This window comes from Devosia sp. MDV22-iso42, from assembly GCF_058629155.1.
This window is the reverse complement of the sequence record NZ_JBZVWR010000007.1, coordinates 458,055-465,380: the sequence shown is the minus strand read 5'-3', so window position 1 is coordinate 465,380 and position 7,326 is coordinate 458,055. Positions and strand designations below refer to the sequence as shown.

Annotated in this window: 6 protein-coding genes; 2 read left to right on the top strand and 4 right to left on the bottom strand. The window is 63.1% G+C overall.

The window, feature by feature from the left end; genetic code table 11:
* Positions 1-197 precede the first annotated feature (197 nt).
* Together AC4NN3_RS09835 and AC4NN3_RS09830 are read right to left on the bottom strand one after the other, a co-directional pair.
* Entirely contained in the window at positions 198-1,004 is an 807-nt protein-coding gene (locus AC4NN3_RS09835) for a transglycosylase SLT domain-containing protein (RefSeq protein WP_491926911.1), read from the bottom strand.
* An 83-nt stretch (positions 1,005-1,087) separates the two neighbouring features.
* Positions 1,088-1,675 carry a nitroreductase family protein gene (locus AC4NN3_RS09830; protein WP_491926910.1) on the bottom strand — a complete coding sequence of 196 codons (588 nt, stop codon included), beginning with the start codon at positions 1,673-1,675 and terminating at the stop codon, positions 1,088-1,090.
* Between the two features lie 192 nt (positions 1,676-1,867).
* Between AC4NN3_RS09830 and AC4NN3_RS09825 the strand changes: the two genes are divergently transcribed.
* Together AC4NN3_RS09825 and AC4NN3_RS09820 are read left to right on the top strand one after the other, a co-directional pair.
* Entirely contained in the window at positions 1,868-2,830 is a 963-nt protein-coding gene (locus AC4NN3_RS09825) for an RgsD C-terminal domain-containing protein (protein WP_491926909.1), read from the top strand.
* 92 nt (positions 2,831-2,922) lie between these two features.
* Positions 2,923-4,734 carry an aq_1923 C-terminal domain gene (locus AC4NN3_RS09820; RefSeq protein WP_491926908.1) on the top strand — a complete coding sequence of 604 codons (1,812 nt, stop codon included), beginning with the start codon at positions 2,923-2,925 and terminating at the stop codon, positions 4,732-4,734.
* Positions 4,735-4,823: 89 nt separating this feature from the next.
* Here AC4NN3_RS09820 and AC4NN3_RS09815 read toward each other — a convergent pair whose 3' ends face one another.
* Both AC4NN3_RS09815 and AC4NN3_RS09810 read right to left on the bottom strand, forming a co-directional pair.
* Complete coding sequence (locus tag AC4NN3_RS09815; RefSeq protein WP_491926907.1) at positions 4,824-5,822, bottom strand: NAD-dependent epimerase/dehydratase family protein; 999 nt, start codon at positions 5,820-5,822, stop codon at positions 4,824-4,826.
* A 96-nt stretch (positions 5,823-5,918) separates the two neighbouring features.
* A complete protein-coding gene (locus AC4NN3_RS09810) occupies positions 5,919-7,265 on the bottom strand; it encodes a UDP-glucose dehydrogenase family protein (RefSeq protein ID WP_491926906.1) in 1,347 nt (448 codons plus the stop codon).
* Positions 7,266-7,326: the final 61 nt, after the last annotated feature.

Sequence of the window (7,326 nt, the reverse complement as noted above, 5' to 3'; positions counted from 1 at the left end):
CTCTCCAGTTCCAAAAACACCTTAACTCGGTGTCCTCAAAACCGGCAGCAGCTCACAGGATCAGATGATCCCACTACAGCGCGAGTGTATTAAGCGTCCCTAAACAACAGCGGTTGCAGTCGATCTGTTTGCAGCATGCCATCGCTCAACGTCGCATGTGGTGAATGCCTGGTGAACGTGCCCTCGCCCACCGCGCTTCAACGGGCGTAGAGCTGGGTGAAAAACGCGCCACCGTCCCCGGCATCGGTGACGGTGGATGGCGCCGCGTCGGGCTCATTCTTGAACAGGCCGGTAAACGACATATTGGCAGGCGAAAATCGCGACGGCAGTGCTGCCGGGGCGGCGACCGGCGCGCCACCAACCATCTGCTGCGCCGCAAAATTGGCATTGGTGTCACCCGCTTCGTGCTTGGACACCAGCACGCGGTAAACGTCCCGAATGGTCCGCGCCTGTCCGTTCGAGTAGAAGATCGCCTGGTTGGCCGACGCCTGCTGCGGGAACAGCTTGGCCGCGATCTGGTCAGGGTCCTGCAGGCCGGCGGTGAACATGCGTTCTGCGCCCTGCGCCCCCAGGAAATGCGCGATATAGAGCTCGCCGGCGCTCGGCATGCGGCCAAACCGCGCCTGCAGATAGTCGCCATTGCTCTTGGTGAAGGCGGCCGCCAGATCCGAGGCAATCTTGGGATCTTCGCGCAGCTTGAGGATCGCGGCTTTCACCTCGGGGTCGCGGATCACATAGCGCCCGTCGCCACTGCGCTCGATATGCTGGGCATAGTCGCCATAGCCGAGCCGCGGCCCATCCTCCTTGAGCACCTGTAGCCAGGTCCCCTCGACAAACTGGAACAGCCCCACCGCTGACGACGTGCCGGCCTTGGCCTGCGGGTTGAGGCTGCTCTCGCGGATGGCGGTTTGCAGCAGGTAGTCGAAATCAACGCCATTCCGCTCGCCGGCGGCGGTCAGGACATAGGCCAGACTCTGTGGCACTGAAATCGGCTGTACGCCCATGGCGCAGGCTCACCCCTCCGGGAATCGCGACGGTCCACACTAGCACCCGACTTGGTTAACCTCGCGTTAACCAAGATTGGCCGTTAGGCGAGGGGTGGCGTCCACACGCTCACGATCTCGTCAAGCGCCGGCCGGAGCCGGTCCTCCACCACCGTGCTGGGCGTACCGATATTGACGAAGCCGACAAAGCGCTCCCCTGCCCGGGCGCCCAGCATGGCTGCTGCTGCCGGATCAAAGGCGTACCACTGGGTCACCCAGGAGGCGGCAAATCCCAGCGCGAACGCAGCGTGCTGCAGATTGAACGCCACATTGGCTGCCGACAGCAGCTGCTCGAATTCGGGCACCTTGGGATGCGGCTTGGGAGAGGAGATCACCCCGATGGTCACCGGCGCGGGCAGGAACCGCCGCCGCTCGATCTCAAGGCTTGCCTCATCCAGGCCCGGGCGGTTCCGCGCCGCAATCTCTGCCAGCGCCGCGCCGGCCAGGGCACGGTTATCGCCGGCGATTAGCACCAGCCGCCACGGGGCGATCTTGCCATGGTCGGGCACGCGCGTGGCAATAGTCAGGATCTGCTCGAGTTCCTGCCGATCGGGCCCCGGCGCGTCCAGGAAGGCCATGCCGACCGATCGGCGGGTCAGCAGATAATCGCGCAGGGCGGGAATGGTGGGCATGGGCATACTCCTTTGGCGTCCGAGCAATAGTCAATTTGCCGGGCCAGCGCCAGAACCCAGCGGCGCAGCGCACAAAACCGGTGGCTCACGACATTGCGCTGTTTTCATCGCCGCGCTGCTGTGACACAGCTTTTCCTCATTCCATGCTTATCCCGATGCAGCGATTCAGCAGGCACCGGCAGAGGAGACCAGATGCGTTTGCGACAGAGACTGGCCCTGCTGCTCACCCTGGTTCTGACAGGATTTGCCGTGCCCTTGCACGCTCCGGCGGTATGGGCGCAGTCGAGCACAGCCGAAATGCCGCCCATGCCGCGGCCACGCCCGCTCGAACCGTCCTCGGCACCAGGACCGGCATCTGCCAGCCGGGCCACCGAAGCCATCGAGGCGGTCACCTCGGCCCCGCAGCCGGTCACCTTGACGGGCCGCATCACCCCCGAAGGCGAGCCCATTCCCGACGGCCTGGTCTGGCGCATCTTTGACAGCACCGCCAAGGCAGACGGCGAAATGGTGTTGATGGCCAAGTCCGACCAGGGCATTGCCCAGATCGAGCTGCCGCCGGGCGAATATGTCGTCCATGTCGCCTATGGCCGGGCCCAGCTCAGCGAACCCATGTCCGTCGTTCCGGGCCCCAATGCCTTCGATTTTGTGCTCGGCGCCGGCGCCTTGCGGCTCAATTCGGCCGTTACCGGGGACATCCCGATCCCGCCCAGCATGCTGACCTTCGACATCTTCAGCGGCGACAACGGCAACCGCACCCTGGTCGCAGAGGGCCTGGTGCCAAACGACATCGTCACCCTGACGGCGGGTACCTATCACATCGTCTCCCATTTCGGGACCATCAACGCGGTGGTTCGGGCCGACCTGCGCATCGAGCCGGGCCAGCTTACCGACGCCACCCTCTACCACCATGCCAGCCAGATCTCGTTCAAGCTGGTTTCCGAGGCAGGCGGGGAAGCCATCGCCGACGTCGAATGGACGGTCAAGACGGCCGATGGCGAGACCATCTTCTCCGACCTAGGCGCCTTTCCCTCGACGGTCTTGGCAGAGGGCGACTACCTCGTCTTCGCCAAGCAGGGCGAACAGGTCTTCAATCGCGAGTTCCAGGTGAGCGCCGGTTCGGCCCGCGAGATCGAGGTTCTCACCGCCGTCTATTAGCCGGCCACCGATGTGCCTGCACCGGACAATATGACACTTTTGACCATTGAAGCCGCGCTCTCAAAGGCCCAGATTGAGGCGGCAACCCGGGGATGAACAAGATGCTCTCCACCATGTCGACCAACCACCGTCTTGGCGCCCTGGCATTGGCCTGCCTGCTCGGCGTGGCCCTGCCCGCGACACCGGCGCTGGCCCAAAAGACGAAGACCAAGCCCGCGCCCGCCGCCGAGGCCAGCACCTCTGCTCCAACCACCACGACCAGCGTCGACATCCCCACCATTGATGCCGTTGCGGCCAATATGGATGAGGCCACGCTGCGGGCCGTCTTCTCGGGCGAACTGGTGGATAATGCCGACGCGCTGGCCGGGCTGACGGCCACCAGCATCACCATCCCCGAAATTACCCTCAACGTCGAGGTCACGGCAGAGGGCAAGACCACCGACAGCACGGTAACCTGGCATGATATCATCCTCAGTGACGTCGTCGATGGCGTCGCCGCCTCCGTCACCATGTCCGGCACGACCGTCACGACAAGTGCGGACGCCAACGGCGACTTTGGCGCCCTGTCGGCCAGCCAGGTCGACATTGGCGGGCTGCTGGGCCTCTATGGCCTCGTCGATGGCCAAGGCCAGACCGAGATGCAGACGCTCTATACCGATTTCAGCTTTGACGGCGGCAGCTTCACCGCGCCCGAGATGAGCTGCAACTTTGGCGCCGTCACGGCCGCCGAGTTCCGCGGCCGCCCGATCAAATCGTCCTTTGGCGAGATCGTGGCGCTGTTCGATGCGCTCGAGGCCCCGGCGGACGATCCGTCGCCTGAGCTGATCGGCAAGGCCATGCAGCTTTATGCAGATGTGCTGACCGCTTTTGAATCCTCGCCGGTAGAGTTTGAGGGCTTCGACTGCTCGGGTGTCGACGAAGACGACAACCCAGTCGATTTCTCGGTCGCCAGCATGACCATGGGCGGCATGAGCCCGGGGATCTATCCAGCAATTGACATGACCGGCATGGATATAGCCGTTGGCGAGGACGGCACCATCAGCATCGGTACACTCAGCTTCAAGCCGATCGACCTGTCAGCGCCGATTGCCGCCATCCAGGCCGCGCCCGACGCGCTTGACGAGAGCTGGTTTGCTGACAATGCCCGGTCGCTAATCCCGGCCTTTGCCGGCTTCTCGATCGGTGATGTCGCCATCGACGTGCCAGATCCCGATCTTGCTGATGGCCGTATAATTGCCAGCGTCGGCAGCTTCGATCTGGCGCTGTCGAACTATGTCAACGGCATCCCGAGCTCCCTCGACACCAGCGCCAGCAACATCGTCCTGGAAATCCCGGCCACATCGCCAGACGAACAGCTGCAGACGCTGCTGGCGCTGGGTCTGACCTCCATCGACGCCGGCTTTGCCATCAATGCCAGCTGGGACGAGACCACCAGCACCATTGCCATCAACGAGGTGTCCCTGACCGGCGCCGACCTCGCGACGGTTTCGCTGGCCGGCACCATCAACAATGCCACCGCAGCGCTTTTCGACAACGACGAGAATGCGATGTTGGCCGCGGCCATGGGCATGGCGCTGGGCAACCTCAAGCTCGATATCGAGGACGCCGGCCTGACCGACATCATCCTGTCCATTGCCGCCGCCGAGCAGGGCACCGATGCGGCCACCTTGCGCCCCGTCTTTGCTGGCCTGGCCGAAGGCACGGTGATCGGCATGCTGGCCGGGGCCGCCGAGGCCCAGCAGGTCGGCACGGCGGTCAGCGCCTTTGTCAGCGGCAAGGCAACGAGTCTGTCCATTGGCCTGACGGCCAAGCAATTGCCCGGCTTGGGCATGATGGATTTCATTGCAGCCGAAGAGGACCCAACCGTCCTGCTCGACAAGGTCACTTTCGACGCAACCAATTGATCCGGTGGGGCCGCTGACAGCGGCTTCGCCATAAGCTGTGACGTGGCGCTGGCGGCCGTCTGGCGGTGTCGCCTTGACCCTACCGGCGACTACAGGCGATGGTAGCGGCGATACCATGCGACGAAATTGGCGACACCCTTGTCGATCGGCGTACGCGGCACCGATCCGATCAACTGCTGCAGCAGGGTGGTGTCGGCTGCCGTCATCAGCGGATCGCCCGCCTGCACCGGCAGCATTCTGTAGTCAGCCTTCTGCCCGACAGCGGCCTCGATGGCGCGCACGAAATCCATCAATTCTTCCGAATGCCCGCCGGCCAGGTTGACCACGCGATAGGGCGCGACCGGAGATAGCGTATCCCCCGATACCGGCTGGCCACGCACCGGCGCCAACGGCACCAGCCGCATGACGGCCTCGATCAGGTCATCAACATATGTGAAATCCCGCCGCATCTCGCCCTGGCCATAGATTTCGATGGAGCGGCCCCCAAGGATCGCGGCGACGAACTTGAACAGCGCCATATCCGGCCGACCCCATGGGCCATAGACGGTAAAGAACCGCAGCATGGTGGTGGGAATGTCGAACAGGTGCGCATAGGAATGCGCCATTGCCTCATTGCTCTTCTTGGTTGCCGCATAGAGCGAGATCGGCGCGTCAGCCGCATCCAACTCGGAAAAGGGCATCTTGGTATTGCCGCCATAGACCGAACTGGTTGAGGCCGCCAGGAAATGCACCGGCTTGTGCGCCCGTACCGCCTCGAGCAGATTGGCCGTGCCCACCAGGTTTGAGCTGATATAGCTCTGCGGCTGCTCGATGCTGTAGCGCACCCCGGCCTGAGCCGCCAGATGCACGACGACCTCGGCCTCCGCCCGACGCAGCGAGTCGGTCAGCAGCGCGGCATCCTCCAGGCGACCCTCAACGGTCGTGAACCCCGGTGCCGCCGCCAGTTCGGCCAGGCGCGCCCGCTTGAGGGTGATGTCGTAATAGTCGGTTACCCCGTCAAAGCCGGTAACCTCATGCCCCCCGTTGAGAAACCGGCGGGCCAGATGGTACCCGATGAAGCCGGCGGTTCCGCTGATAAATATCTTCAAGGCAAACTCTTTTCAGGTCGGCGCGACACCAGCACATCGCGTTGCGTTGACAAACGGGCGGGACCGCTCACGCCGACCCACCCTGACCGCATCAGTCTATTCGGCGGCCTCTGTCAGGGCGTTCAGGCCGCTCGAGCCGACTGGCCGACCCACGCTGTAATACTCAAAGCCGTGCCTGGTGACGTCTTCAGCATTATAGACGTTGCGCAGGTCCACCAGCACCGGGGTTTTCATTGCCGTCTTCATCCTGGCTAGGTCGAGCGAACGGAACTCATTCCACTCTGTCACTAGCACCAGCGCATCGGCGTTGTCGGCAGCCGCATAGGAACTGCCGACATACTCGACATGGTCGATCAAGCGGCGAGCGGCTTCCATGCCATGCGGATCATAGGCCACCACGCGGGCACCCTTGTCGAGCAGGCCCTGGATGATGTCGATGGACGGCGCCTCCCGCATGTCGTCGGTATTCGGCTTGAAGGTCAGGCCCAGCACGCCGATCGTCTTGCCGCGCACATCGCCGCCACAGGCCGCTATCACCTTGCGCGACATGGCCCGCTTGCGCTGGTCATTGATCGACACCGTGGTCTCGACCAGACGCATCGGGCTGCCGAAATCCTGGGCGATCTTGACCAGTGCCAGCGTATCCTTGGGAAAGCACGAGCCGCCATAGCCGGGGCCCGCATGCAGGAATTTCGAGCCAATCCGGTTATCCAGCCCGATGCCGCGCGAAACTTCCTGCACATTGCCGCCGGCAGCCTCGCACAGGTCGGCAATTTCGTTGATGAAGGTGATCTTCATGGCCAGGAAGGCATTTGCCGCATACTTGATCAGCTCGGCCGTGCGCCGGTTGGTGAACATCAGCGGCGACTTGTTGAGATAGAGCGGGCGATAGACTTCGGTCATCACCGAACGGGCGCGCTCGTCCTCGATGCCCACCACAATGCGATCGGGGCGCTTGAAGTCGTCGATCGCCGCGCCTTCGCGCAAGAATTCCGGATTGGAGACCACCGCCACGTCGGCTGCCGGGTTGGTGCTGGAAATGATGTGGGCGACCTCGTCGCCGGTGCCGACGGGCACGGTCGACTTGGTCACGACCACGGTAAAGCCAGACACCGCGTTGGCCACTTCTTGGGCCACCGCATGGACATAGCTCAGATCGGCATGGCCGTCTCCGCGGCGCGATGGTGTGCCAACGGCAATGAACACGACTTCTGCAACCGGCACGGCTTTCTTGAGATCAGTGGTGAATGACAGGCGTCCTGAATCAACATTGGCCTTCACCAGCTCGCTCAGACCGGGCTCATAGATCGGTATTTCGCCGAGCTTGAGGGCATCTATCTTGCGCTCGTCCGTATCGATACACATCACGTCATGCCCGAAGTCGGCAAGACAGACACCAGTAACCAGACCAACATAACCCGAACCAACAATGGCTATTTTCATGGGAGCAGCACCCTCAATCTAAGACCTGCACAATAGCGGGAACCGCTATGAAAGTCGTGCT

Bases quoted from the DNA above. Each gene is read 5' to 3' on its own strand.
- AC4NN3_RS09835 (WP_491926911.1), bottom strand. From the start codon at position 1,004: ATGGGCGTACAGCCGATTTCAGTGCCACAGAGTCTGGCCTATGTCCTG.
- AC4NN3_RS09830 (WP_491926910.1), bottom strand. From the start codon at position 1,675: ATGCCCACCATTCCCGCCCTGCGCGATTATCTGCTGACCCGCCGATCG.
- AC4NN3_RS09825 (WP_491926909.1), top strand. From the start codon at position 1,868: ATGCGTTTGCGACAGAGACTGGCCCTGCTGCTCACCCTGGTTCTGACA.
- AC4NN3_RS09820 (WP_491926908.1), top strand. From the start codon at position 2,923: ATGAACAAGATGCTCTCCACCATGTCGACCAACCACCGTCTTGGCGCC.
- AC4NN3_RS09810 (WP_491926906.1), bottom strand. From the start codon at position 7,265: ATGAAAATAGCCATTGTTGGTTCGGGTTATGTTGGTCTGGTTACTGGT.